This is a genomic window from Streptomyces sp. NRRL B-3229, assembly GCF_000719505.1.
GTDB lineage: Bacteria > Actinomycetota > Actinomycetes > Streptomycetales > Streptomycetaceae > Streptomyces > Streptomyces griseorubiginosus.
The window spans coordinates 150,198-174,002 of sequence record NZ_JOGP01000009.1 but is presented as its reverse complement, the minus strand read 5'-3'; the positions used below and the strand labels follow the sequence as shown (position 1 = coordinate 174,002).

Sequence of the window (23,805 nt, the reverse complement as noted above, 5' to 3'; positions counted from 1 at the left end):
CCCCGGAGCGTTCACGTGGCCCTGTCGGTCGCCCGGCCCACCCCCTGGGTCGCTCACGCGGCCCCTTGGGTCGTTCACGTGGCCACCCGGCTCGCTCACGCGGCCCCCTCGGCCGCCGGGGACCGCTTCAGGTACTCCATCGCCCGGCTCAACGACCCTTCGTGGGAGGGGTGGTAGGACCGTCGCAGGTAGCGCGGTATCGCCGCGCCGAGGTCCCGCCAGGCCGGCAGCAGGCCTTTTCTCACGGCCCGGTCGTGCTCCTTGAGGGAGTAGCGCGCCCGCCCGGCCAGTTGGGGGTCGTGCCGCATCAGGTAGGCCGTGCCCCACACCCACAGGTACAGCATCGCCGGGGCGGTCACCGCCATGCCGGCGACCCGGCGTGCGTAGCGGGCGGTGCCGGTGCCGCCGCAGTGCTGGTACATGTCGAAGGCGACCGCGCGGTGTTCGACCTCCTCGGCGCCGTGCCAGCGCAGCAGGTCGAGCATGGCCGCGTCGGCGCCGGCCCGGTCGAGGCCTTCGGCGGCCAGAACCCAGTCGCCGAGCACGGCTGTGAACTGCTCGATGGCGGCGACGACGGAGAGCCGGAAACGCAGCCATTCGCGCGCGGGGACGGGCGCGCCGAGGGGTGGGCGTTCGCCGAGGAGCCGCTCGAAGAGGAAGTCGACGTGCCGGGTGAAGTCGGCGGTGTCGAGCCGCTGCGCCGCGAGATGGTCCAGAACGTGCGTGTGCTGGACGCTGTGGGTGGCTTCCTGACCCATGAACCCCTTGACGTCGGCGCGGAGTTCGGGGTCCCTGACCAGCGGCAGGCCCTCCTTGAAGACCTTCACGAACCAGCGCTCTCCCGCGGGCAGCAGCAGGTGGAGCACGTTGATGACGTGGGTGGCGGTGGGTTCGCCGGGGATCCAGTGCAGGGGTGTGCGGGACCAGTCGAAGGACACCCGGCGTGGCGCGATGCGGTGGCTCACAGCGGCGGCTCCAGTCTGGCCAGCGCGCGGAGGGTCTTCGGTGCCCAGCGCGCCAGGACGTGGGCGGCGCGGGCCTCGGGGGTGACCGGTACGACGGCCTGGTTGCGCACGACCGCGCGCAGGATCGCGTCGGCGACCTTCTCCGGCGGGTAGTTGCGCAGTCCGTAGAGGCGGGTCGCGCGCTTCCGGCGGCGTTCCTCCTCATCGGCGTCGACGCCCGCGAACCGCGCGGTGGAGGCGATGCCGGTGTTGACGAAGCCGGGGCAGACGGCGCTCACGCCGACGCCCCGGCCGGCGAGTTCGGCGCGCAGGCTCTCGCTGAGCATGAGGACGGCCGCCTTGGAGGTGCCGTAGGCGGACAGCGCGCGGGAGGGCTGGAAGGCGGCCGCGGAGGCGGTGTTGACGATGTGGCCGCCCTGTCCACGCTCGGCCATCTGCCGGCCGAAGAGCCGGCAGCCGTGGATGACGCCCCACAGGTTGACGTCGAGGACCCTCTTCCAGTCCTCGGTGGTGGTGTCGAGGAAGGGGCCGCCGAGGCCGATCCCGGCGTTGTTGACCAGGACGTCGACCACGCCGTACTCGGCGGCGACCTTGTCGGCGAGTTTCTCCATGGCCTGTTCGTCGGAGACGTCGACGGTCTCGGCCCAGGCCTCGGGGGCGCCGAGGAGCCGGGACAGTTCGGCGGTGCGGGCGGCGGTCTCGGCGTCCCGGTCGACGGCCACCACGCGGGCCCCGGCCTCGGCGAAGGCGAACGCGGTGGCCCGTCCGATGCCGCTGCCCGCACCGGTGACGAGGACGAGCCGGCCGCCGAACCGCTCGGCGTGCTTCCCGGTCGCCCGCACGGGGGTGCGGCCCGCTTCCACGGAGGTCACGAACTCCGTGATCCACGAAGTGAGCTGGTCCGGGCGGGAGCGGGGGATCCAGTGCTTGGCGGGCAGGGTGCGCCGGGTCAGCTCGGGCACCCACTGCTCCAGGCCGTCGTAGAGCCGCTCGGAGAGGAAGGCGTCGCCCAGGGGCGTGATGAGCTGCACGGGCGCGTGTGCGTGGGCGTCGGTGCGCGGGCGGCGCAGCCGGGAGCGGACGTTGTCGCGGTACAGCCAGGCGCCGTGGGCCGCGTCGGTGGGCAGCGAGGGGGTGGGGTAGCCGTCGGAGGGGATCTTCTCGGCGCGTTCCAGGATGCGGGGCCAGGCCTTGCCGAGGGGGCCGCGCCAGGCCAGTTCGGGCAGGGCCGGGGTGTGCAGGGCGTACACGTACCAGGACTTGGCGCCCTGGCCGAGGAGCTGGCCGATCCGGCGCGGGGTGGGACGCTTCAGGCGCCCCGCGATCCAGTGCCCGAAGTGGTCGAGGGACGGGCCGGACATCGAGGTGAAGGAGGCGATCCGCCCCGCGGTGCGCCGGACGGTGACGAACTCCCAGGCCTGCACCGAGCCCCAGTCGTGACCGACCAGGTGCACGGGCCGGTCCGGGCTGACGGCGTCCGCGACGGCCAGGAAGTCGTCGGTCAGCTTCTCCAGGGTGAACCCGCCGCGCAGCGGCTTCGGGGCCGTGGAGCGGCCGTGGCCGCGGACGTCGTAGAGGACGACGTGGAACCGGCCGGCGAGGCGGGCGGCGACCTCGGACCAGACTTCCTTGCTGTCCGGGTAGCCGTGCACCAGGACGACGGTCGGCCGGTGCGGGTCCCCCAGTTCGGCCACGCACAGGTCGACTCCGCCGGTCCGTACCCGGCGTTCACGCGCACCTTCGAGCAAGGTCACTCCTCCTCCGCCCAGCGCCGCACGTGCGGCAGGTCGTCGTCCAGCCAGAAGGCGCTCTGCTCGGGGTCCCGGGAGTCGGTGACGACCAGGATCTCCTCGAACTTCGCGCCCGTGCCCCGGAATCCGAGGTGGGGTTCGACCGCCCACAGGCCCGGCTGCGGCGGGTGGTCGGAGAAGCGGTACGGCGACCACAGGGGCGACCAGCCCTCGCGGTGGCCGCGCAGGGCGTCGGCGGCGAGGCCCTTGAGGGACTGGGTGCCGAACCCGAACAGCTGCGGTGACCAGCGGCGCTCCTTGACCTGGTCGACCTTGTGGGCGATCACGCCGAAGGGGTAGGCGCGGTGCCGGTTGGCGTAGCCCTGGCGGACCATGAGGCGGTCCACGTTCTCGTAGATCTCGCGCAGCGGCCGCCGCTCGCGGACCTCGCGCAGGATCAGCGCCCGGTGGGCCCGGAGGTCGGTCGCCAGCCGTTCCTGGACGGGGTTGTCGCCGAGCGCGCCGGAGTAGCCGATGTCGGCGGTGAATCCCTCGTACACCGGGGCCATGTCCAGGATGAACGGCATCCCCGGCTCGAGCCGGCGGTCGGTGGGGAAGAACTGGAGCGGGACGCGGAAGCCGGTGAACGCCGTGCGGTCCCCGAACCAGGCGAAGGGCAGGTGGAACCAGTCCCTCACGCCCCGCTCGCACAGCCACCCGCGCTGCATGCGGGCGGCCTGCCGCTCGGTGACGCCGGGTTCCAGGCGGGCCGCGACCGCCTCCGCGCACGCGTAGGCGAGCCGCTGGACCTTCTTGAACCCCTGGAGCCGTGCGGAGAGTTCGCCGTGCACTGCCGTCGCCATGCCACCCCCGTCCTGTCGATCGCGGTACGTGTCCGTAACGTGACACTGGCGAATGTGACAGTCGTTGGAGGCTGCGTCAATAGGCCCTGTTCAGGCTGTGGAAAACCTTGCCGATGTGGAAAACACGGTCCGCGTTGTTCGACCTCAGGGGGGACCCCTAGGTGCCCGTACGCCTGGAGTCTGATGCCGATGCAGCTCTGCGGGGTGACGACCGGAGTGGTCCGCGTCACTAATGTCGATGACGTGACTGTGATCGCGACCGAAAGCCTGAGCAAGCGGTTCCCCCGGGTGACCGCGCTTGACCGGCTCTCCTTGGACGTCGGACCCGGTGTGACCGGACTCGTCGGAGCCAACGGAGCCGGCAAGTCCACCATGATCAAGATCCTGCTGGGTCTGTCCCCCGCCTCCGAGGGCCGTGCCGAAGTGCTCGGGCTCGACGTCGCGACCAAGGGTGCCGCCATCCGCGAGCGGGTCGGCTACATGCCGGAGCACGACTGCCTGCCGCCGGACGTCTCGGCGACCGAGTTCGTGGTGCACATGGCCCGCATGTCCGGCCTGCCGCCCACCGCCGCGCGCGAACGCACCGCGGACACCCTGCGCCATGTCGGCCTGTACGAGGAGCGCTACCGCCCCATCGGCGGCTACTCCACCGGCATGAAGCAGCGGGTGAAGCTCGCGCAGGCCCTGGTCCACGACCCGCAGCTGGTCTTCCTGGACGAGCCGACCAACGGCCTCGACCCGGTCGGCCGCGACGACATGCTGGGTCTGATCCGGCGCATCTACACCGACTTCGGCATCTCGGTCCTGGTCACCTCGCACCTGCTGGGCGAGCTGGAGCGCACCTGCGACCACGTGGTCGTCATCGACGGCGGCAAGCTGCTGCGCTCCAGCTCCACCACCGACTTCACCCAGACCACGACGACCCTCGCGGTCGAGGTCACCGACACCGACGAGCACCCGGACGGGACCAGCGCGGTGCGCGAGGCGCTGCACGCGCGCGGGGTGGAGGTCCTCGACTCCACCGGCGGCCTGCCGGGCGCCGGCCACATCCTGCTGCTGACCGCGCAGGGCGAGGAGACCTACGACGTGGTCCGGGACGTCGTCGCCGACCTCGGGCTCGGCCTGGTGCGCATGGAGCAGCGCAGGCACCACATCTCGGAGGTCTTCACCAGCGAGGACGCGAGCGACGACAAGAAGCGGAAGGAGGCCGTCGGCCATGGCGGTTGAGCACCCGGTCGCCGCGCCCTCGGGCGACCAGACCCGTATCCACAACATCGGCTACCGCAGCTACGACGGCCCGCGACTGGGCCGCTCCTACGCGACCCGCTCGCTCTACTCGCAGTCCCTGCGCGGCGCCTACGGCCTCGGCCGTTCGGTGAAGTCCAAGGTGCTGCCGATGCTGCTGTTCGTCGTGATGTGCGTGCCCGCGGCCATCATGGTGGCCGTCGCGGTCGCCACCAAGGCCAAGGACCTGCCCGTCGACTACACCCGCTACGCGATCATCATGCAGGCCGTCATCAGCCTGTACGTCGCCTCGCAGGCCCCTCAGTCGGTCTCGCGCGACCTGCGCTTCAAGACGGTGCCGCTGTACTTCTCGCGGCCCATCGAGACCGCCGACTACGTCCGTGCGAAGTACGCGGCACTGGCCTCCGCGATGTTCATCCTGACCGCGGCCCCGCTGATCGTGCTCTATGTCGGCGCCCTGCTCGCCAAACTCGACTTCACCGACCAGACCAAGGGCTTCGGGCAGGGACTGGTCTCCGTGGCCCTGCTCTCGCTGCTCTTCGCCGGCATCGGCCTGGTCATCGCGTCGGTCACCCCGCGCCGGGGCTTCGGCATCGCGGCCGTGATCGCCGTCATGACCATCTCCTACGGCGCGGTCTCCACCCTCCAGGCCATCGCCGACGCCCAGGGCAGCACGTCGGCCATCCCGTGGATCGGCCTGTTCTCGCCGGTCACGCTCATCGACGGACTCCAGTCGGCGTTCCTCGGCGCGAGCTCGGCATTCCCCGGCGCGGTGGGTCCGGACAACGGCGAAGGGGTCGTCTACGTCCTGGCCGTCCTCGGACTGATCGCCGCGTGCTACGGCCTCCTGCTGCGCCGCTACAAGAAGGTGGGACTGTGACCACGCTCCAGATCGACCATGTCTCCCGCTGGTTCGGCAACGTGGTCGCCGTCAACGACATCACCATGACGATCGGCCCCGGCGTGACCGGCCTGCTCGGCCCCAACGGCGCCGGGAAGTCCACCCTCATCAACATGATGGGTGGCTTCCTGGCCCCCTCCACCGGCACCGTCACCCTCGACGGACAGCAGGTGTGGCGCAACGAGGAGATCTACAAGCACATCGGCGTCGTCCCCGAGCGCGAGGCGATGTACGACTTCCTCACCGGCCGTGAATTCGTCGTCGCCAACGCGGAGTTGCACGGCCTGGGCGCGAAGGCCGCCCAGAAGGCGCTGGCCACGGTCGAGATGGAGTACGCGCAGGACCGCAAGATCTCCACCTACTCCAAGGGCATGCGCCAGCGCGTGAAGATGGCGTCCGCACTGGTCCATGACCCGTCGCTGCTCCTGCTCGACGAGCCGTTCAACGGCATGGACCCGCGCCAGCGCATGCAGCTCATGGACCTGCTTCGGCGCATGGGCGACGAGGGACGCACCGTCCTGTTCTCCTCCCACATCCTGGAAGAGGTCGAGCAGCTCGCCTGGCACATCGAGGTCGTCGTGGCCGGACGGCACGCGGCCAGCGGTGACTTCCGCAGGATCCGCCGCCTGATGACGGACCGTCCGCACCGCTACCTGGTGCGCTCCAGCGACGACCGCGCCCTGGCGGCCGCGCTGATCGCGGACCCGTCGACGTCCGGCATCGAGGTCGACCTGGCCGAGGGCGCGTTGCACGTCCAGGCCGTCGACTTCGGCCGTTTCACCGCGCTGCTGCCCCGGGTCGCCCGCGACCACGGCATCCGGCTGCTCACGGTCTCGCCGTCCGACGAGTCCCTCGAGTCCGTCTTCTCGTATCTCGTCGCGGCGTAGGAGGCCGAAGATGTACGACCCCACAGTCGCCCGACTCACCTACCGGGCCCTGCTCGGCCGCCGCCGGGCCCTCATCCTGGGCGCCCTGCCACTGCTGCTTATCGTGATCTCCGTGATCGTGCGCGCCCTGGTCGGCGCCGACGACCAGACCGCCTCCGACCTGCTGGGCGGGCTCGCGCTGGCCACCATGGTGCCGATCATCGGCGTCATCGCGGGCACCGGCGCGATCGGCCCGGAGATCGACGACGGCTCGGTGGTCTACCTGCTGTCGAAGCCCATCAAGCGGCCGACGATCATCTTCACCAAGCTGATCGTGGCGATCGCCGTCACGATGGTGTTCTCGGCGCTGCCCACCTTCATCGCCGGCCTCATCCTCAACGGCAACGGCCAGCAGATCGCCGTCGCCTACACGGTGGCCGCGCTGGTCTCCTCGATCGCCTACGCGGCGCTCTTCCTGCTCCTGGGCACGGTGTCCCGGCACGCGGTGGTCTTCGGACTCGTCTACGCGCTGGTCTGGGAGGCGCTGTTCGGCTCGCTGGTCGCCGGGGCGCGCACTTTGAGCGTCCAGCAGTGGTCGCTGGCCGTCGCCCACAAGGTCGCCGGCGGGGACCTGGTCACCTCGGACGTCGGACTGCCGACGGCCACGGTGCTGCTGGTCGTGGTGACCGTCCTGGCCACCTGGTACGCGGGACAGAAGCTGCGGTCGCTGACGCTGGCGGGCGAGGAGTAGCGGCCACTCCCCGGCCCTGATACGGGGCTTATTGACAGGGACTTCACCTTTGTCCGGGCACACTGGGCAAAGGTGGACGTCCAGCTGCGAGGTGAAGGGAACGGGCGCGGGCATGGCAGACGACTGGGACGACCTCGTGCTGGACGAGGACTTCATACGCTCCGCCGACACCTCCGAGCCGTCCGCCCGGGCCCGCATGCTCGCCGCGCGCTGGCGCCGGGAGTCGCCCGAGCCGCAGCCCTGGCGTTCCGACGAGCCGCCCGCGGGATGGTTCTTCAGCAAGCGCCGCAAGCGGTGGGGACGCCGGTAGGTCGAACTCCCGGGAAGCCAGTAGGTCGAACACTTGGCCGTTTAATCAGTGGCGCCCAACTCGGTGTGCGGGCACGATGGTTGTGTCACCACGATCTGGGAGAGGAGCCGGACGATGTCCATGCACGACAGTACGTCCAGCTCCCGTCGGGGCGGCCGGCGGAGGACTCCGGTGTAGTTACGCCACCGTCGAGTCCACCGCAGGACCCGCCCGGGGCGGCCGCTTCGAGCACGCGATGTCGCTCTCGCGTGAGGCCGCCCACCCGGAGGATTGGCCGAGTGGTAAGGCACTGGCTTGCTAAGCCATGGTCGGGTGTCAAAGCCCGCGCACGTTCGATCCGTGCATCCTCCGCGAACAGCGAACAGCGAACAGCGAACAGCACCGACCGTCACAGCAGTTCGAGCACCGGCGGCTGAACCGGTGTCAGCCCAGCATCCGCTCCAGCACCACCGCGATCCCGTCCTCCTCGTTGGAGGACGTCACCTCGTCGGCGACCGCCTTGAGCTCCTCGTGGGCGTCCGCCATCGCCACGCCGTAGGACGCCCAGGCGAACATGGGGATGTCGTTGGGCATGTCGCCGAAGGCGATCGTGTCCGCGGCCTTCAGGCCCAGGCGCCGGGCCGCCAGGGACAGACCGGTCGCCTTCGACAGACCCAGCGGGAGCAGCTCCACGATGCCCTGGCCGGCCATCGCGACCGAGACGAAGCCCCCCGCGGCCCGTACGGCGGTCTCGGCCAGCTCGTCGTCCGTGAGTTCCGGATGCTGTACGTAGATCTTGCCCAGCGGCTCCGCCCACAGGTCGGACACGTCCGTGAACGGCGTCGCCGGCAGTGCGCCCGTCAGCGCGTACCCCGGCCCGACCAGCACGTCCCCGTCCACACCGCTGCGGCTCGCTGCCAGGAACAGCGGGCCGACCTCCGCCTCGATCTTCGCGAGGGCCACCGCGGCCAGCTGCCGGTCCAGCGTCACCGAGGTCAGCAGACGGTGCCGGCCGGCGTCGTAGACCTGCGAGCCCTGTCCGCACACCGCGAGGCCCTGGTAGCCGAGGTCGTCGAGGATGTGCCGTGTCCACCGGACACCGCGTCCGGTGACGACGATGTGGGCGGCGCCCGCCGCGGTGGCCGCGGCGAGGGCGTCCCGAGTGCGCTGCGAGACCGACTCGCCGGAACCCAGGAGGGTCCCGTCGAGGTCGGTCGCGATCAGCCGGTACGGAAAGCTCACTTGGCGACCGGTTCCAGCAGCTCCCGACCACCGAGGTACGGACGCAGCACCTCCGGCACCCGCACGGAGCCGTCGGCCAGCTGGTGGTTCTCCAGGATGGCCACGATGGTGCGCGGGACGGCGCACAGCGTGCCGTTGAGCGTCGCCAGCGGCTGGACCTTCTTGCCGTCGCGCATGCGTACGGCCAGGCGGCGGGCCTGGAAACCGTCGCAGTTCGAGGCCGAGGTCAGCTCGCGGTACTTGCCCTGGGTCGGGATCCACGCCTCGCAGTCGAACTTGCGGGAGGCGGACGCGCCGAGGTCGCCCGAGGCCACGTCGATCACCTGGAAGGGCAGCTCAAGACCGGTCAGCCACTGCTTCTCCCACTCCAGGAGCCGCTTGTGCTCGTTCTCCGCATCCTCGGGGGCGACGTAGGAGAACATCTCGACCTTGTCGAACTGGTGCACGCGGAAGATGCCCCGGGTGTCCTTGCCGTAGGTGCCGGCCTCGCGGCGGAAGCACGGCGAGAAGCCGGCGTAGCGCAGCGGCAGCTTGTCGGCGTCCAGGATCTCGTCCATGTGGTACGCGGCGAGCGGGACCTCGGAGGTGCCGACCAGGTAGTAGTCGTCCTTCTCCAGGTGGTAGACGTTCTCCGCGGCCTGGCCGAGGAAGCCGGTGCCCTCCATGGCGCGCGGGCGGACCAGCGCGGGCGTCAGCATCGGCGTGAAGCCGGCCTCGGTGGCCTGGGCGATCGCCGCGTTGACGAGCGCCAGCTCGAGGAGGGCGCCGACACCGGTCAGGTAGTAGAAGCGCGAGCCGGACACCTTGGCGCCGCGCTCGACGTCGATGGCGCCCAGCGCCTCGCCGAGCTCCAGGTGGTCCTTGGGCTCGAAGCCCTCGGCGCCGAAGTCGCGGATGGTGCCGTGCGTCTCCAGGACGACGAAGTCCTCCTCGCCGCCCACCGGGACGTCGGGGTGGACGAGGTTGCCGAGCTGGAGCAGGAGGCGCTTGGTCTCCTCGTCGGCCTCGTTCTGGGCGGCCTCGGCGTCCTTCACCTCGGCCTTCAGCTGCTCCGCCCGCTTCAGGAGCTCGACGCGCTCCTCCGGAGTGGCCTTGGGGACGAGCTTGCCGAGGCTCTTCTGCTCGGAGCGCAGCTCGTCGAAGCGGACGCCGGACGACCTGCGCCGCTCGTCGGCGGACAGGAGGGAGTCGACGAGGGCGACGTCCTCTCCACGGGCGCGCTGCGACGCGCGCACTCGGTCAGGGTCCTCACGGAGCAGGCGAAGGTCAATCACGCGGCCAAGGCTACCGGTGCGGGGATACGGCCCACGACTCACTATTCCCGGCCGCCCCACATCAGCGCTTACGTTGCGTTATGGGTGAATTGCGGAACGTGTCAAGGAAAGAGAGCCCAGGTCCCCGGGACGTGGCACGCGTGAGGCGCCGGGTTGACTCGACTCCCTTGTGTGGAGCGGGAATTGGCGCACGGTTGTCCACAGGAATCCACACCCCTCGGAAAGTTATCCACAGGGTGTGCCAAGGATCTGTGGATTTCGGAATTGATCACTCCGAAACCCGGGAGACATGACGAGGATTCCCGGCGCAAACTCCTCTTTACCCCTACTTTCGAGTGGAAACCGGTCACCCCAAAGGGTTACCCATGGGAAAAGAATGGACGAAGGGTGATGTGCGCGCGGGTGGACATCGGCAGGGTCTGTAGGCCGATTTGTCGACAGGGTCGCGCTTCGGTGTCGACTTGTCCCCAGGTCGAGAAGCCAGCCTGTGGACAACTTCTGTGGATAACTAAAATCTGCAGGTAAGACAGGTCAGAAGCGCCCGTCCTGGCACCGCGCCACCCAGTCCGAGGCCGCCATGAACTCCTCGTCCGAGGTGCCGGGCAGGGGCGCCAGCAGGTCTTCGCGTTCCTTGTCCGCACGCGGGTACGAACCGAGGAAGCGCACCTCGCGGCAGATGCGCTTCAGCCCCATCAGGGCCTCCGCCACCCGGCGGTCGGTGATGTGGCCCTCCGCGTCGATGCAGAAGCAGTAGTTGCCGATACCGGCGCCGGTGGGCCGGGACTGCAACAGCATCAGGTTGATGCCGCGGGTGGCGAACTCGCCCAGCAGGTCACGCAGCCCGCCCGGGTGGTCGTCGCGCTGCCACAGCACCACGGACGTCTTGTCGGCACCGCTCGGAGCGGCGGGCCGGGCCGGACGGCCGACCAGCACGAACCGCGTCTGCGCGTTCTCGGCGTCGTGGATCCCGGTCTCCAGTGCCTGAAGGCCGTACCGTGCGGCCGCGAACTCACCGGCGAAGGCCGCGTCGTACTGGCCCTCCTGGACCAGCCGGGCCGCGTCCGCGTTCGAGGCGGCCGACTCCCAGTGGACGTCCGGGAGGTTGTTCTTCAGCCAGTTGCGCACCTGCGGCTGGGCGGCCGGGTGCGCGGAGACCGTCTTGATGTCCGTGAGCTGCGTGCCCGGCCTGACCAGCAGCGCGAAGGTGATCGACAGCAGCACCTCGCGGTAGATCATCAGCGGGGCACCCGCGACCAGTTCGTCGAGGGTGGTGGTGATGCCGCCCTCGACGGAGTTCTCGATCGGCACGAACGCGGCCTCGGCCTCCCCCGCGCGCACCGCGTCCAGCGCGGACTGCACCGACACGTACGGGATCAGCTCCCGGGTGGCCGCCTCGGGAAGCGTCCGCAGCGCGACTTCCGTGAAGGTGCCCTCAGGGCCGAGATAGGCGTAGCTCGCTGGCATGACCTCACCCTAATGGCCCTTGCGGAACCGGGCCCGCCCGTCTCACGACCGGGTGAACCCGCGGGACCTCAGCCCTCCAGGAGGCGTTGCCCCACGTACTCTCCCTGGGCCGCGCCGCCCGGCACCGCGAACAGTCCGCTCGACTCGTGCCGGATGAACTGGGAGAGCGCGTCACCCCGGTCGAGCTTGCGCTGCACCGGGACGAAGCCACGCAGCGGGTCGGCCTGCCAGCAGACGAACAGGAGCCCGGCGTCCGGCACCCCGTCCGCGTCGATGCCGTCGTGGAAGGAGAACGGACGGCGGAGCATGGCCGCGCCCCCGTTCTGGTCGGGCCGGGTGATGCGGGCGTGTGCGTTGATCGGCACCACCAGATCGCCCTTGGCATCCGTCTTCTCCAGGTCCATCGCGGTCGTCTCACTGCCGCCGGACAGCGCGGCCCCGTTCGCCTTCCGGCGCCCGATGACGGCTTCCTGGGCCCCGAGCGACAGCTTCTCCCAGTCGTCGAGCAGCATCCGGATCCGTCGTACGACCGCGTAGGAGCCGTTGGCCATCCACGCGGGCGTGGCGGGGGACGGGACGAAGATCCGCTGGTCGAAGTCGGGCTCGCTCGGCTTGGGGTTGCGGGTGCCGTCCAGCTGGCCCATGAGGTTGCGGGCCGTCATGGGGTGGGCCGTGGCGCCGGGGGTGCGGTTGAAGCCGTTCATCTGCCAGCGGACCCTCGCCGCGCTGCCGGCGTCCTTCTGGATCGCCCGCAGGGCGTGGAAGGCGACCAGGGCGTCATTCGCGCCGATCTGCACCCACAGGTCGCCGTCGCTGCGGGACTTGTCGAGCTGGTCGGAGGAGAAGTCGGGCAGCGGGTCGAGGGCGACCGGGCGCTGCTTCTCCAGCCCGGTGCGCGAGAAGAAGCTGTGCCCGAAGCCGAAGGTCACCGTCAGGGAGGACGGACCGGCGTCCCGGGCGACGTCCGTGTCGTCGGATCCGGAAGGCTCCCCGGCCATGAGTCGGCGGGCCGTCTCCGACCAGCGGCGCAGCAGTGCCGCGGCCTCCTTGCGGCCCGCGCCCGGCGTGAGGTCGAAGGCGACGAGGTGGCCGCGCGCGTGGAGGCCGTCGGTGATGCCCGGCTGATGTTTCACGTGGAACATCACCTCGGTGCTGCCCACCGAGGTCAGTGGGGTCGCCGCGACGGGAGCGGCCGCATAGCCCGCGGCCCCGCCGGCCGCGCCGAGCATCAGCCCGGTGGCGCCGGCGGTGCCGAGCAGGGCACGCCGTGAGACGCCCGGTCGCGAAGAGGGTTTCTCTTCCGCCGAGGCGTCCTGGTCGGCGACGGGGAGGGACTGTTCAGCCATGGTGCGGGTCAGCCGATCTGCGCGTTCTTGGAGACGGTCGTCTGGTCGATGTCCGAGGTCCGCACGGTGACGGCGATCTTCCAGTCACCGGCCATGGGGATCTGGACGTTGCTCGCCGACCAGTGGCCGGTGGTGATGTGGTCGGGGGTGATGGCCAGCGGCCCGATCTTCTTGGCCTCCAGGGTGAGGGCGACCTTCACCTCGGGTATGTCGAAGGCACGGCCGTTGGGCCGCTGGACGTAGACGTGCATCTCGTTGCCGCCCACGCGTGCGGGGTCGACGTCGACCGTCACGACGCCCTTGCCGTCGGAGCCGCCGGTGTCGAAGGACATGTCCAGGGTCACCGCTCCGGACCCGGCCTGAGCCGAGGACGAGGAGGAGGACGACGAGGCAGCCGACTTGGCCGCCTTGGCCTCCTCCTCGGTGCGGCCGGGCTCGGTCTGCGTCAGCACGGTCGTGACGGCCAGCAGGACGACGGCGACGCCCGCCTCGGCGAGCACGGACCGGCGCAGCCCGAACCGGTGCGGATCGGCGTCCCGCGTCCGCTTCTGCCGGGCGGTGTCCATCGCGGCCTGCTGCCGGGCGAGCTGAGCGGCCCGGTCGGAGCCGTCGCCCTTCGCCCCACCGGCCTTCTTGGCGCCACTGGCCTGCTTCCCGCCACCGGCCTTGTCGGCGGACGCGCTGGCGCCGGACTCCTCCGCACCGCCCGCCCCCTTGACGGACTTGGCGGCCTTGGCGGAGCCGGAGGCGTTCGCGGCGACCCGCTCCTTCTGAGGGGCCCGCTTGCCCGGCCGTACGACGGTGTCGGCCAGCTGGGCCGTCCACCGCCGTGAGATGTACGCGATGCCGACCAGCACTGCCACCAGCCCGATCTTGACCAGCAGCAGCTGCCCGTACCGGGTCCCGGTGAACGCCGACCAGGAGCCGAGCTGCCGCCAGGACTGGTAGACACCGGTCGCCACCAGCGCGACGACGCTGCCGAAGGCGACCTGGGAGAACCGGCGCACGGCGGCCGACTCGATCGGCGTCTGCGAGCGGTAGAGCGCGACGAGCAGTGCGCTCAGGCCGCCGAGCCAGGTGGCGACGGCGAGCAGGTGGAGGACGTCGACGGGCATCGCGATGCCGGGCTGGAGGCCGACCGAGGCGTGTTCGGCCATCGCCCAGCTGGCCGCGAGTCCGGCCGCCACGACGGTTCCGCCGATCGCGAGTCCGAAGGTGAGGTCCCGCTTCTCCTCGGCCTCGCGCTTGTCGTAGGCGCCGAAGAGCACGGAGATGAACAGGGCCGCCGCCGCGAGCAGCAGCAGCCGGGAGACGAGGGCCGCGCCCGCCTTGGTCTGGAGGACGTTCCCGAGGAGGTCGAGATCGAAGATGTCCGCGGCCTTCCCGGAGCCCGTGTAGGAACCTCGCAGCAGGAGCAGCAGCAGGGTGGCCGAGGTGAGGGTGAGCCAGCCGCCGACGACGAACCGCTGCATGGGCCGTACCCCGGCGCCACGCTGCCAGCAGGCCAGCACGAAGGCGCCGCCGCCGACCAGTACGATGAAGCCGGCGTACGACAGGTACCGGCCGAAGCCGTACAGCCACCCCACGACCCCGCCGCCCGCGGTCTCCCCGGAGACCGAGACGGAGGTGACGGAAGGGGCGCCGACGGAGAAGGTGAAGGCGCCGGAGACGGGGTGGCTGTCGGCGGAGACGACCTGGTAGGTGACGGTGTAGGTGCCGTCGGGCAGGCCGCTGTGCACCTTCACGCCGTAGGTCGTGCCGCCGACCTCGAACGGCTTGCCCTGCTGGACCGCCTTGCCCTTGGGGTCGAGGACCCGCAGCGAGTCGTTCGACAGGGCGACCTGTTCGGAGAAGGTCAGGGAGACCTGGTCGGGTGCCTTGTCGACCACCACCCCCTGCTGGGGGTCGCTGCCGGTGAGTGCGGCGTGCGCGGAGGCGGGTCCGGCCGTGGTCAGCAGCAGGCCGGCCGTGGCCAGGAGCAGCAGCACCAGGGTCCGGACGCGGGGGGCGATGGTCTGCGTCAAGGTGGTCCCTCCCTCAGTGTCCGGTCTTGGGGACGTAGGTCGCCGACTTCACCGGCATCTTCACGACGACGGGGTCGGACTGGGCGAAGTGCAGTTCGACGGTGATCGTCTGGCCCTGTTCGGGCTTGCGCTTCAGCTTGTCGAACATCAGATGGTTGGCGCCGCTTTTGAACACGAGTTGACCGTGGGCCGGGACGGTGAGGCGGGAGACCTCCTCCATGGTGCCGCCGTTGGTCTCGTGCATGGTGATGTCGCCGTCGTCACTGGTGACCGAGGTCAGCTCGTCCTGGGACGAGCCGGGGTTGGAGATGGTCAGGAACCCGGCGGCCATGTCGGCGGAGACGGGCTGCGGGATGTAGGCGCCGGAGACGGTGAGGTTCTTCGCGGAGGCGTCGGAGCCGGAGCAGCCGACCAGGACGACCGCTCCGACCAGGGCGAGGCCCCCGGCGCCGGCGAGGGCGGTGGCCGACATCGCGGTACGCCTCACGGGTTCTGCCCCTTGATGATCTTGGGCAGGTCCTTGGTGTAGTCGTCGACGGTGGCGTCCTCGCCGTAGAGGACGTATCCCGCGTTCGTCTTCGGGGAGAAGGCGACGACCTGGGTGCCGTGCACCGAGACGGTCTTGCCGGTCTTCTTGTCCTTGTGGGTCGGCTCGATGGAGATGCCGAGGGTGCGGGCGCCCGCCTGGATGGTGGCGAAGTCGCCGGTGAGGCCGACGAACCGGGGGTCGATGCCCTTGAGCCACTTGCCGAGCTCGGAGGGGGTGTCGCGGGCCGGGTCCGTGGTGACGAAGACGACGGACAGCTTGTCCTGCTCGGACTTGGGCAGCTGCTTCTTCGCCACGGCGATGTTGTTCATCGTCAGCGGGCAGATGTCGGGGCAGTGGGTGTAGCCGAAGTAGATCAGGGTGGGCCGGCCCTTGGTCGCGGCCCGCAGGTCGTACTTCTGGCCCTTGGTGTCGGTGAGGACCAGGTCCGGCTTCTCGAACGGCTGGTCGAGGACGGTGGCGGCCTTGTTCGCGGCGGAGTCCTCGGAGACCACGGAGACCGGGGAGGAGCTGTCGTCGCCGCTGCCGCAGGCGGAGAGGGTCAGGGTGGCGGCGGCGATCAGCGCGGCCGCGGCGAACATCTTCTTGCGCATGTCGAAAGGTCCCAGATTCAAGGTTTGGGGTCCGCGCCGGGGGCCGCTACGACCCCCGGCGCGTGGTCACGGAACAGGGTCAGGCGTCGCTGCGCCGACGGCCGGCGAGCACGCCGTAGGCCACGCCCAGGGCGCCGACGACGATGCCGACCACGCCGAGCACCCGGGCGGTGGTGTCGCTGCTGTCGGCCGGGGCGACTTCGCTGCTCGCGGCGGCGTTCTCGGTCTTGGCGTCCGTCTCCTCGGCGGCCGCCGCGCCGTGGTGTCCGTCCTCGGAGGCCGCGGACAGGGCGAGCACGGGGGCCGGCGTCTCGGGCTCCTCCGCGCCGTCCTCCTGGACCTCGATCCAGCGCACGCCCTCCTTGTTGGAGTACGTCTGGATCGCCTTGAAGACCAGTTCGTCGGCGTCCTCGGGCAGGGCGCCGACGGAGAGGGGGAACTTCTCGAAGTAGCCGGGCCGGATGCCGCCGTCCTTGCCGGTGGCGGTCCAGGTGACCTTGGAGACGGCCTCGGTGATCTGCTTGCCGTGCATCTCGAGGGGCTTGGCGAGCTTGGACTTGGTGACGACGATCTTCCAGCCCGGCATCGGCTCCGGCATGACAGAGGCCAGCGGGTGGTCGGCCGGGAAGTTCACCTCGAGCTTGGTGGTGGAGGCGTTGTCCCGCTCGTTGGGGACCTTGAAGTCCACGACCGCGTAGCCGCCCTTGGCGGCGGTCCCCTCCGCCTGCACGCTGACGTGCGCGAAGGCGGGTGAGGAGAGGACGACGACGGCGGTGGCGGCGACGGCGCCGGGGACGACGAGGCGAGAAGCCTTCATGAAGAGCACTCCGGTTCGAAAGGGGTTCCGGTGAAGTCCGCTGGGACTCCGGTGAGGTCCGGTGAAGAGGGATACGCGTGCGCGCACGCGCCTGCCGCACGACGGCGGCCCCCTTTTTCACGTCCCCCGGGAACCCGTCCCTCGGAAAGTGGAGTGGTGGTCGCGTCGCGTCAGGCGGCGAGAACGAGCCCGGAGGCGGTTGGCGGACCCCGGCGGATCACCGTGTGCTGGAGTGCCCTGGTGCGCGGTCGGGGCGGCGTGAGCGAGGCCGTCAGCGGCGCACGCGGTCCGGCCTCGGGCGCCCCCGGCAGACCGGCACGCAGGGCCCGCACCAGAGCGAGCGCCGCGCGCAGGGACCGTACGAGCGCCCTTTCCGCCATCGAGTGCGCCGAGTACGCGGACAACTCGGCGAGCCGGAGCAGCGCCAGGTCTCCGCGCCGGAGCAGCCAGCCGGCAGCGGCGGCCGCGAGGACGTGGCCGAGGAGCATCGGCAGGGACGGCAGCAGGGACAGCGCGGAGGAGCCGCCGGAACCGGAGGCCTCGCTCATGGCATGCGCCCCGCCGGCCCCCATCCCGGTTCCTGTACCCGCCCCCGATCCGGTCCCGGTCGCCGGGTACAGCCGGGCCTCGACGAGGAGCCGGTGCGCCTGCGCCGGACTGATCGCCGCCGCGGTGGTCCCGCACAGCAGCCGCGCGGCCTGCTGGACCAGAGCGGCGTCGGACGTACCCGGCATCGACGACATCGCCGTCGTGGTCGTCCCGTGCTGCCCCAATCCGAACAGCACGTGCAGCACGGTCTGTCCGAGCGCGAGCAGGGTCGCGATGCCCGGCAGTGACCGCTCCCGCCCGGCGAGAGGGGCCACGACCACGAGCGCCCCGGCGAACCCGGCGCCGAGCGTCCACCACGGGACGGTGGCGCAGGAGGCGAGGGAGTGACCGGCCGCGGCCAGCACGACGCAGACCGCGGCGAACACCGCGGCCCGCAGAACCCGGAGACCGTCTCCGGAACGTGCGTGGGGGGCAGTCATGGCGGGCTCATCATCGCACTGGCCTTACCGGCGCCATACGGCAGGTCCACAAGATGACGTACGGGGCGTACGACCGGAAGGTCACTTCTGGCGCGTGCTGCCCCACATACACCGTGTATCGACCCCCGCGCATCGCCCATATGGGCGGCATCACGTCCACGATGCGCTTACACCCGGGCACGCGCGGCAATACGTAACGGTATGTCGAGCCGCGGCCAGGAGGCAGCAGCATGAGCATCTGGTGGTCACTCCATCTGCGGCGCGAGGCTGCGAGCGTGCCGCTCGCCCGGCGCCTGCTGCTCGGCACCATGGAGACCGCGGGTGTCGACCCGGACGTCTCCTACGACCTCTCCCTCGCCCTCAGCGAGGCCTGCGCCAACGCGGTGGAGCACGGCGGGCAGCGGGACTCCTCGGCGGCGTACCGGGTCACCGCGTACCTCGACGGCGAGAAGTGTCGTATCGAAGTCACCGACTCCGGGCCCGGGTTCGCCCGCCCCCAGCCGGTCCAGCCGCTGCGCCCCGTCTCCGGGGAGGCCGAGAACGGCCGGGGCCTGTGTCTCATCCAGGAACTCGCCGACCATGTCCACATCGGCAACAAGCCCGGTCGCCGCGGGGCCGTGGTGAGCTTCGACAAGATCCTGAAGTGGAAGAAGGACGCCCCGCTGATGGCGGTGTGATCCGATGTCATGACTCCTGGGGTTCCGGTCTGCATACTGACCGGTGCCGGTCGCACCGACCGGGGCCGGCTGCTCGGTGGCCGGAGTCAGGGGAACGCCGGGCCGTGGGGGGACTGCCGATGGCGTGGACGGTTTGCGCGAGGGACGGCCGAAGGCTGTCGGTCGAGGAGCGGGGGGACCCCAAGGGGCGTCCGGTGTTCCTGCTGCACGGCACCCCCGGGAGCCGTCTCGGCCCCGCCCCGCGGCCGTCGGTCCTCTACCGCATGGGGGTCCGGCTGATCACGTTCGACCGTCCCGGATACGGCGGTTCCGACCGCAGCGTGGGCCGTACGGTCAGCGCGGCCGCCGAGGACGTCCGCCTGATCGCCGACGCGCTCGGGATCGGGCGGTTCGGTGTGGTGGGCCGGTCCGGGGGCGCCCCGCACGCGCTGGCCTGCGCGGCACTGATCCCGGAGCGCACCGCGCGCACCGGAGCGCTGGTCGGGCTCGCCCCTCGGGACGCCGCCGATCTCGACTGGTTCGACGGCATGACCGAGGCGAACGTCCACGCCTACGTCAACGCGGCCGCGGGCCGGCACCGGCTCACCGCCGCGCTGGGCCTGCGCTCGGTGACGATCCGCGCCGATCCCGCGGCCATGGTCGCCGAGATGCGCAGCGGGCTGCCGGAGTCCGACCGCCGGATCGTCGCGGACGCCGGTATCCAGGCCATGCTGGAGCGCAACTTCGCGGAGGGACTGCGCAGTTCCGCCGACGGGTGGGTGGACGACGTCATGGCGTTCAGCACGGGCTGGGGCTTCGACCTCGCGGACATCAACGCGCCCGTCGTGCTGTGGCACGGCGCGGAGGACATCTTCGCCCCGGTCGAACACACCCGCTGGCTGGGCCGCAACATCCCCGGCGCCCTGGTCGAGGTCGAACCCGACGCGGCCCACTTCGGAGCCCTGCGCGTCATGACCCGCATCATCGGCTGGGCATCGCGCGACGACGACTGACTCCGGCGGTGGAACCGGCAAGGCCTGCCGTCACGTGTGGCTCCGTTGCCGACACAGGCCAGTTCTGCCGCGATGTGCCCGTTGCCGATACAGGCCAGTTCTGCCGTGATGTGCCCGTTGCCGACAAAGGCCCCTTCTCACCCACCCCCCTCACACCTGCTGCGGCTCCAGATCCCGGTCGATGCGGCGCCACTCCGTCGTCGCCGCGCTCAGCGGATGCATCTCGCCCAGGCGTTGGACGAGTTCGGTCTCCGCCTCCTGGTGGAGCTTGGTGGCCTCCTTGTCGTGGCCCAGGGCGCGCAGGGTGATCGCGAGGTTGGCCATGGCGGCGAGGGTGTCGGGGTGGGTGGGCCCCAGTCGCTTGCGCAGCCCGGTCATGGCGAGCCGCTCCCAGTGCTCGGCCTCCTCCAGACGGCCGAGGTCGGCGAGGGCGTTGGCCAGGCTGGCCCCCGCGCTGAGGGTGGCCGGGTGCTCGTTGCCGAGGGCCCGCGCGAGCGCGGTGTGGGCCTGTTCCGCCAGTTCCGCGGCGGTGCCGGGCTCGCCGAGGGCCCGGTGATAGGTCGCCAGGTTGTTGATGCAGAACATCGTGAACGGATGCCCCGGCCCGAAGGAGTTCCGGTACCCCTCGAGCACCTCGGTGACCTGCCGAACCGCCCGCTGGGCCCCCTGCTCGGGATCGGTCGCGAGGTAGTCGGCGGCGAGATTGAGCCCGCAGGCCAGTTCCTCGGGAATGGAGCGGCCGTACCGGTCCCGGTAGCGCGTGTGGGTCTCCCACGTCTGCTCGCTCAGCTCCAGCGCCTCGGCGTGCCGCCCGGCCTTGCGCAGCGACACCGCGAGGCTCTTGTCGACCCGCAGCACCTCCGGCACATAGGGGTTCAGGACCTGTCCGAACAGCTCCCGCACCTGCCGCAGGATCTCCACCGACTCGTCGTACTCGCCGAGTTCGCGCAGGTCGCGGGCGTAGTGGCTGCGGGTGGTGAGGGTGTACGGGTGCAGCGGCCCGTCCATCGCCGTACGGCGGCGCACGGTGTCCTCGTCGAGCCGCCGGGCGGCCTCGCTGTCCCCGGTGAGCCGGTGGTCGATGGCGAGGTTGTTGGCGGAGCGCAGGGTCCGCGAGTGGTCCTCGCCGAAGATCTCGCGGAACCCGTTGTAGTTCCGCTGGTCCAGCTCCAGCGCCTCCTTGAAACGGCCGAGCGCCCGCAGGTCGGCGGCCACGTTGCCGGAGGTGATGAGCAGGGACGGGTGGCCGTCGTCGAGGAGCTGGCGCTGCCGGGCGAGGGTGTCCTCGTCCATCTCCCGGGCGGCCTGGTACTCGCCCTGCGAGCGCAGGATGTTGGCCAGCTCGAACCGCAGGTTGAGGATCTGCTCGTCGTTGGAGTCCGCGAACTCGGTGCTCCAGAACTCGTTGAGCTGGGTGCCCAGGGTGCGGGCGAGATGGAGTTCGCCGCGCTTCCACAGGTAGCGCATGCGGTCCACCATCAGCTGCCGGGGCTCCTCCTCGGCGCACTCACGGATGTTGGAGGGGACCAGGTGCGGCCAGATCACCTCGAACTCGGGCCACTTGGCGGGGTCGTCCACCGCGTCCTCGGAGGGCCTTATGGCGGCGAGGATGCGGTGCACCTCGTGCACGGTGTCCTCGGCCGTCCGCGGGTCCATGCTGTCGCGCACCGCGGCCTGCACCAGCCGGTGCACCTGGATGGAGTTGTCGGTGGCGTCGACCTTGGCCAGCGCGAACCGGTTCAGCGCCTGGGTGACCTTGCCGAGCATGTACCGGGCGCGCAGGTCCTTGTCGTACGGCAGCAGGGCCTTGATCATCGCGTCGCTGCCGACCAGGGCCATCGAGATCGGCTCCGCGGACAGGAAGCTGCACAGTTCGAGGAGCCGGGCCGCCGCCGGTGACTCGTGGCGCAGCCGGGCCACGGAGATGTTCCAGGTGGCGCCCACCGAGGACGGGTACTCCACGGCGTTGACGGCGGCCTGGACCGACAGGACCTGGGTGCTCTGGTCGCGCAGCTGCTCGATGTACTCGCCGACGGGGGTGGCCGTGGTGGCCAGCCAGGCCGCCGCGACCTCGATCGCCAGGGGCAGGTCGCCGACCGCCTCGGCCACCAGGGCCGCGTCCTCCTCGCGCAGTCCCGGTACCCGCGCGGTCAGGTGCTCGACGCTCTCCTCCCGGGTGAAGACCTCGACCTCCACGGTCCGCACCCGGGTCGAGGTCGGCTTGGTGCGGGTGGTGACCAGGAGGTGCCCGTAGACGTCGTCGGGGATCGGTCCGGTCTGGTCGCTGAAGCGGTTCAGCACGTCGTCCAGGTCCTCGACGTTGTCGAAGACCAGCAGCCAGCGCTTGTACGGGTGGCCGGCCCGCAGCGCCTGGAGCGCGGCCACGGCGGCCTCGGACACGTCGTCGCCGATGCCCGGGGCGAGCCGCCGTCCGAGGTCGGCGAGCTTGGGCGCGACCAGGTCGGCCTGTTCGGCGTCGACCCACCAGACGAGGTCGTAGTCGGGCTTGAAGCGGTTGGCGTACTCGCGGGCGAGCTGGGTCTTGCCCACGCCGCCGAGGCCGTGCAGCACCTGGGGCAGGCCGCCGCCGGGAGCGCTGGTGACGAACTGCCGGCGCACCTGTTCGAGGATGGAGGAGCGGCCGGTGAAGAACGGGTAGCGGGGCTGGACGTTGGACACGCTGGTGCTGCTGTTGGGGAAGCGGGCCCCGTGCGGCCGGGCGGAGGGCTGCGGCGAGCTGGGCCGGCCCAGACCGGTCAGCAGGGCGGCCGTCGCCGTCTCCTCGTCCAGCCGGGCCAGATCGATGGTGCCGCCCCGGCTGGCGTAGGGGATCTGCTGGACGTCCCCGACGCGCAGCGCGATCGGCTGGTGCTTCTGCGGGCCGCCGGAGTGCACGGTGGCCTCCCAGGCGGCCCGGGCGGTGCGGGAACCGAGGAAGGCGGGGGAGATCACGGCGAGCGTCCGCTGCGAGCCGCCGGACACCGCCTCCGAGCCGAGCTCCAGGGTCGTCATCGACCGCAGGTCCTGGGAGGTCACCTCGAAGCGTGCCTCGCGCAGCACCGCCTCCAGCCAGTCCGCCCACATGCGGTCCTCGGAGACGTACTGGAGCAGCAGCTTCGACGGCGGCAGGGGACGGCGGCGGGTGTAGGCCGCGACGTACTGGTTGCGCTTGATCTCGTTCAGGGGCGGCAGAGAGGTGACCCGGCCCCCGGTGACGACGGAGGTCAGCCGCTCGCAGGCGGTCAGCATGGAGCTGGCGACCTTGGGCGGGTCACCGAACGGGGCGAGGATCTCCTCGTAGGCGTAGTAGGGCCGGTAGGGGATCTCCACCGAGCCCCAGTAGGCGGTGAGTTCGTCGGCGTCCATGCCGCTGGGCAGGCCGTCGAAGCGCTCGCGGGCGAGGGCCCGGCCGGCGTCGACCTTGTCCTTCTCGCCGTCGTCGATGCGCATGGCGACCGGCAGGATGCGGATGCCCTTGTCGCCGTACCGCTCCTCGATGTGCTGGGCGACGGCGGCGGCGCCCTCGATGCTCTGGTCGCTGAGGGTGTAGCAGACCACCAGGGTGCTGGGCATCTGCACGGTGCAGATGTCGGCGAGGTCGCTGTGTCCGGTGCGGCTGTCGATCAGCGTGAAGTCGTAGTAGCGCTCCATGTCCGCGCGCATCGCGTCGAAGAACTGCCCGCCGCCGTAGCTGTTGTAGAAGCTGTCCCAGTCCATGTTGCCGACGATCGGGTAGTCCCGGTGGCGCATGCCGGCCGACAGGAAGTCCAGGCTGCCGGGCTCGGGGAAGGCCCAGTCCAGGGAGAGGGCGTGCGGGCGGACCCGGGCGTAGTGCCGGTGCCAGTCCGGCTCGCGGTCGGGCAGGTCGCGCAGCGCCTCACGCCGGTAGTCGTCGATCAGGTTGATCAGGCCAGGGGTGGCCTGCATTAACGAGGGCTTCAGGAACGGGTGGAAGAACCTGTGCAGCCCCGGCGCCTCGAGGTCCCAGTCGACGGCGAGCACGCGATACCCGTTGGCGGCCAGGATCCAGGCCACGTTGGCGAGCGCCATGGTCCGGCCGGTGCCGCCCTTGTACGAGTAGAAGGTGATCACTGAACCCTTGCGGTTCTCGGTCATGAAGCCCTCCGCTGTGTAGGCCTTGCACTTCCCTCGTGCCGTACGCGCCGGGTGCCGCGGGCGGGGCCCGGCGTC

Annotated in this window: 20 protein-coding genes and 1 tRNA gene; 8 read left to right on the top strand and 13 right to left on the bottom strand. The window is 70.8% G+C overall.

The genetic code is table 11. The features are described from left to right. Positions 1-95 precede the first annotated feature (95 nt). From IF54_RS0117175 to IF54_RS0117165, 3 genes are read right to left on the bottom strand one after another with little or no spacing between them, the layout of a single operon-like run. On the bottom strand, positions 96-965 hold the full coding sequence (locus IF54_RS0117175; protein WP_030319448.1) for a metal-dependent hydrolase: 870 nt from the start codon (positions 963-965) through the stop codon (positions 96-98). Continuing rightward, positions 962-2,719 carry an SDR family oxidoreductase gene (locus IF54_RS0117170; RefSeq protein ID WP_030319445.1) on the bottom strand — a complete coding sequence of 586 codons (1,758 nt, stop codon included), beginning with the start codon at positions 2,717-2,719 and terminating at the stop codon, positions 962-964. The genes IF54_RS0117175 and IF54_RS0117170 overlap by 4 nt, the downstream gene beginning before the upstream one ends. Continuing rightward, positions 2,716-3,558 carry a M24 family metallopeptidase gene (locus IF54_RS0117165; RefSeq protein WP_030319443.1) on the bottom strand — a complete coding sequence of 281 codons (843 nt, stop codon included), beginning with the start codon at positions 3,556-3,558 and terminating at the stop codon, positions 2,716-2,718. The genes IF54_RS0117170 and IF54_RS0117165 overlap by 4 nt, the downstream gene beginning before the upstream one ends. A 249-nt stretch (positions 3,559-3,807) precedes the next feature. Here IF54_RS0117165 and IF54_RS0117160 point away from each other — a divergent pair, with 249 nt between their 5' ends. From IF54_RS0117160 to IF54_RS0117135, 6 genes are all read left to right on the top strand, one after another. Further along, positions 3,808-4,785: an ABC transporter ATP-binding protein gene (locus IF54_RS0117160; protein ID WP_030319440.1), complete on the top strand. Its 978-nt coding sequence runs from the start codon at positions 3,808-3,810 to the stop codon at positions 4,783-4,785. After that, positions 4,775-5,683, top strand: a complete 909-nt coding sequence (locus tag IF54_RS0117155; protein WP_030319437.1) for an ABC transporter permease subunit — start codon at positions 4,775-4,777, stop codon at positions 5,681-5,683. Before IF54_RS0117160 ends, IF54_RS0117155 begins: the two co-directional genes overlap by 11 nt. After that, the gene (locus tag IF54_RS0117150) at positions 5,680-6,591 is read left to right on the top strand and encodes an ABC transporter ATP-binding protein (protein ID WP_020134091.1); all 912 of its coding nucleotides are present in this window, start codon (positions 5,680-5,682) and stop codon (positions 6,589-6,591) included. The genes IF54_RS0117155 and IF54_RS0117150 overlap by 4 nt, the downstream gene beginning before the upstream one ends. 10 nt (positions 6,592-6,601) lie before the next feature. Continuing rightward, complete coding sequence (locus IF54_RS0117145) at positions 6,602-7,321, top strand: ABC transporter permease subunit (RefSeq protein WP_020134090.1); 720 nt, start codon at positions 6,602-6,604, stop codon at positions 7,319-7,321. A gap of 112 nt (positions 7,322-7,433) precedes the next feature. Beyond that, entirely contained in the window at positions 7,434-7,631 is a 198-nt protein-coding gene (locus tag IF54_RS0117140) for a hypothetical protein (protein ID WP_030319434.1), read from the top strand. 264 nt (positions 7,632-7,895) lie between these two features. Next, positions 7,896-7,982: transfer RNA gene (locus IF54_RS0117135), tRNA-Ser, on the top strand. Positions 7,983-8,054: 72 nt separating this feature from the next. Here the strand turns inward: IF54_RS0117135 and IF54_RS0117130 are convergent. The 9 genes from IF54_RS0117130 to IF54_RS0117090 form a co-directional block, all read right to left on the bottom strand. After that, complete coding sequence (locus tag IF54_RS0117130) at positions 8,055-8,852, bottom strand: HAD family hydrolase (protein WP_030319431.1); 798 nt, start codon at positions 8,850-8,852, stop codon at positions 8,055-8,057. Continuing rightward, positions 8,849-10,126 carry a serine--tRNA ligase gene (gene serS, locus IF54_RS0117125; protein ID WP_030319429.1) on the bottom strand — a complete coding sequence of 426 codons (1,278 nt, stop codon included), beginning with the start codon at positions 10,124-10,126 and terminating at the stop codon, positions 8,849-8,851. Before serS ends, IF54_RS0117130 begins: the two co-directional genes overlap by 4 nt. A 531-nt stretch (positions 10,127-10,657) precedes the next feature. Continuing rightward, a complete protein-coding gene (gene pheA / locus IF54_RS0117120; protein WP_030319427.1) occupies positions 10,658-11,590 on the bottom strand; it encodes a prephenate dehydratase in 933 nt (310 codons plus the stop codon). 68 nt (positions 11,591-11,658) lie between these two features. After that, entirely contained in the window at positions 11,659-12,936 is a 1,278-nt protein-coding gene (efeB, locus tag IF54_RS0117115) for an iron uptake transporter deferrochelatase/peroxidase subunit (RefSeq protein WP_030319424.1), read from the bottom strand. An 8-nt stretch (positions 12,937-12,944) separates the two neighbouring features. Further along, positions 12,945-14,960: a copper resistance CopC/CopD family protein gene (locus tag IF54_RS0117110; protein WP_030319420.1), complete on the bottom strand. Its 2,016-nt coding sequence runs from the start codon at positions 14,958-14,960 to the stop codon at positions 12,945-12,947. A gap of 13 nt (positions 14,961-14,973) precedes the next feature. Then, on the bottom strand, positions 14,974-15,432 hold the full coding sequence (locus tag IF54_RS0117105; protein ID WP_030319418.1) for a copper chaperone PCu(A)C: 459 nt from the start codon (positions 15,430-15,432) through the stop codon (positions 14,974-14,976). Positions 15,433-15,443: 11 nt separating this feature from the next. Then, entirely contained in the window at positions 15,444-16,100 is a 657-nt protein-coding gene (locus tag IF54_RS0117100) for an SCO family protein (protein ID WP_030319415.1), read from the bottom strand. 79 nt (positions 16,101-16,179) lie between these two features. Beyond that, positions 16,180-16,917, bottom strand: a complete 738-nt coding sequence (locus tag IF54_RS0117095; RefSeq protein WP_030319413.1) for a YcnI family protein — start codon at positions 16,915-16,917, stop codon at positions 16,180-16,182. Between the two features lie 170 nt (positions 16,918-17,087). Continuing rightward, positions 17,088-17,945, bottom strand: a complete 858-nt coding sequence (locus IF54_RS0117090; RefSeq protein ID WP_030319411.1) for a hypothetical protein — start codon at positions 17,943-17,945, stop codon at positions 17,088-17,090. Positions 17,946-18,175: 230 nt separating this feature from the next. Between IF54_RS0117090 and IF54_RS0117085 the strand changes: the two genes are divergently transcribed. Together IF54_RS0117085 and IF54_RS0117080 are read left to right on the top strand one after the other, a co-directional pair. Beyond that, complete coding sequence (locus IF54_RS0117085; RefSeq protein WP_030319410.1) at positions 18,176-18,622, top strand: ATP-binding protein; 447 nt, start codon at positions 18,176-18,178, stop codon at positions 18,620-18,622. Between the two features lie 119 nt (positions 18,623-18,741). Then, positions 18,742-19,614, top strand: coding sequence for an alpha/beta fold hydrolase (locus tag IF54_RS0117080; RefSeq protein ID WP_030319409.1), 873 nt, complete (start codon positions 18,742-18,744; stop codon positions 19,612-19,614). A gap of 150 nt (positions 19,615-19,764) precedes the next feature. On the opposite strand, the gene fxsT is transcribed toward IF54_RS0117080, so the two are convergent. After that, positions 19,765-23,730, bottom strand: a complete 3,966-nt coding sequence (fxsT, locus tag IF54_RS0117075) for an FxSxx-COOH system tetratricopeptide repeat protein (protein ID WP_030319408.1) — start codon at positions 23,728-23,730, stop codon at positions 19,765-19,767. Positions 23,731-23,805 lie beyond the last annotated feature (75 nt).

Coding starts and splice junctions, on each gene's coding strand:
- IF54_RS0117165 (WP_030319443.1), bottom strand. CDS start 3,558: ATGGCGACGGCAGTGCACGGCGAACTCTCCGCACGGCTCCAGGGGTTC.
- IF54_RS0117155 (WP_030319437.1), top strand. CDS start 4,775: ATGGCGGTTGAGCACCCGGTCGCCGCGCCCTCGGGCGACCAGACCCGT.
- IF54_RS0117145 (WP_020134090.1), top strand. CDS start 6,602: ATGTACGACCCCACAGTCGCCCGACTCACCTACCGGGCCCTGCTCGGC.
- IF54_RS0117140 (WP_030319434.1), top strand. CDS start 7,434: ATGGCAGACGACTGGGACGACCTCGTGCTGGACGAGGACTTCATACGC.
- pheA (WP_030319427.1), bottom strand. CDS start 11,590: ATGCCAGCGAGCTACGCCTATCTCGGCCCTGAGGGCACCTTCACGGAA.
- efeB (WP_030319424.1), bottom strand. CDS start 12,936: ATGGCTGAACAGTCCCTCCCCGTCGCCGACCAGGACGCCTCGGCGGAA.
- IF54_RS0117105 (WP_030319418.1), bottom strand. CDS start 15,432: ATGTCGGCCACCGCCCTCGCCGGCGCCGGGGGCCTCGCCCTGGTCGGA.
- IF54_RS0117100 (WP_030319415.1), bottom strand. CDS start 16,100: ATGCGCAAGAAGATGTTCGCCGCGGCCGCGCTGATCGCCGCCGCCACC.
- IF54_RS0117095 (WP_030319413.1), bottom strand. CDS start 16,917: ATGAAGGCTTCTCGCCTCGTCGTCCCCGGCGCCGTCGCCGCCACCGCC.
- IF54_RS0117090 (WP_030319411.1), bottom strand. CDS start 17,945: ATGACTGCCCCCCACGCACGTTCCGGAGACGGTCTCCGGGTTCTGCGG.
- IF54_RS0117085 (WP_030319410.1), top strand. CDS start 18,176: ATGAGCATCTGGTGGTCACTCCATCTGCGGCGCGAGGCTGCGAGCGTG.
- IF54_RS0117080 (WP_030319409.1), top strand. CDS start 18,742: ATGGCGTGGACGGTTTGCGCGAGGGACGGCCGAAGGCTGTCGGTCGAG.
- fxsT (WP_030319408.1), bottom strand. CDS start 23,730: ATGACCGAGAACCGCAAGGGTTCAGTGATCACCTTCTACTCGTACAAG.